This is a genomic window from Chenggangzhangella methanolivorans, assembly GCF_042648545.1.
Classification (GTDB): domain Bacteria; phylum Pseudomonadota; class Alphaproteobacteria; order Rhizobiales; family Methylopilaceae; genus Methylopila; species Methylopila methanolivorans.
The window spans coordinates 1-1,140 of sequence record NZ_JBHRXS010000035.1 but is presented as its reverse complement, the minus strand read 5'-3'; the positions used below and the strand labels follow the sequence as shown (position 1 = coordinate 1,140).

Annotated in this window: 2 protein-coding genes; both read right to left on the bottom strand. The window is 65.0% G+C overall.

Annotated features, from left to right (window positions below; all coding sequences use genetic code 11):
• On the bottom strand, nt 1–393 hold a 393-nt coding region (locus ACFOWB_RS26680; RefSeq protein WP_378150385.1), incomplete at its 3' end, for a molybdopterin-dependent oxidoreductase.
• A complete protein-coding gene (locus tag ACFOWB_RS26675) occupies nt 390–1,139 on the bottom strand; it encodes a cytochrome b/b6 domain-containing protein (protein ID WP_378150383.1) in 750 nt (249 codons plus the stop codon). The genes ACFOWB_RS26680 and ACFOWB_RS26675, both read right to left, overlap by 4 nt.
• Nucleotide 1,140 lies beyond the last annotated feature (1 nt).

The following is a 1,140-nucleotide window of genomic DNA, read 5'->3' as shown; positions in this document are numbered from 1 at the left end:
TCCCTCCACGCAGTCATGGCGGGTGATCTGCGTGCGCGACGGCAGCCTTCGGAGATCCTCGATCGACAGATCGAGCGGCGTCTCCACCAAGCCGCCGACCTTGAGCCTAAAACCCTCGAAGTTCCGCGCGACGAGCGCCTTGTAGTCCTCGTCGACTGGGTCGATCGTGCCGTTCGGCTTGAACCAAGGCGAGATGTCGGCCTCGGCGTATTCCCGGGCGAGCGACTGCTGCGTCAGCATCGTCCGCTGGACGAAGAGGCTGGCGTCTTCGCCGGCCTCGAGCGTACGACGAACCCAGGGCATCTGCCCAAGCTGGTCACAGCCTGCGAGCAGCGATGCGCCGGCCGCGGAGCCGCCGAGCAGGACGGCGCGACGGCTCAGGGTGCGGCTCATGCCTGATCTCCCGACGGGTTCGTTCGCTCGATCCGGAACCAGCCCGTCAGCATGCCGCGGACGTTGTTCCAGAACCCTGAGAGCACAACCATGGCGACGTGTATGAGGACGAACAGGACAAGCAGGTTGGCGAGAACGAAATGGATGGTGCGGGCTGACTGCCGGCCTCCGAAGAGGTCGATCACCCAAGGCGCCGCTGCGTTGAAGCCGGGCGACAAAGCAAGGCCGGCGAGTAGCTGCAACGGCAGAAGACCCAGAACGACGACGAGGTAGGTCAGCTTCTGCAGCACGTTGTAGCGCGTCGCCTCTTCGCCTTTCGGGAAGCGGAAGCGCAGGTGCTCGATGACGCTGGCGCCGATATGGCGAAGCTGATCACCCGATGGGACCAGCCGTTTCCTAAGCTGTCCGCTCGCCACGCCATAGCCGAGATAGACGAGGCCGTTCAGCACGAAGAGCCAGGCGAAGAAGAAGTGCCAGCTCCGCCCCTCCGCGAGGCTTTGGTAGCTCGGCAAAGTCGCCCATGAGGGAAAGCCACGGCCGATGATTTCCCCGTCGGCGTCTTTCGACGCGCCGAGCACACCGGTGGTGTCGAAGCTCTGCCCAAACGCCGTCGTGACGCCTCGCGGCGGCTCCGTTTCGGTCGCGGTCATCGCCACGAGCGGGGTGTCGAAGGTGGAGACGTGCCCCCAGTAGAGCGCGGGATGTGCGTTGAAGATCTGAAGCCCGCTGAGCAGCAGCACGGCCAGG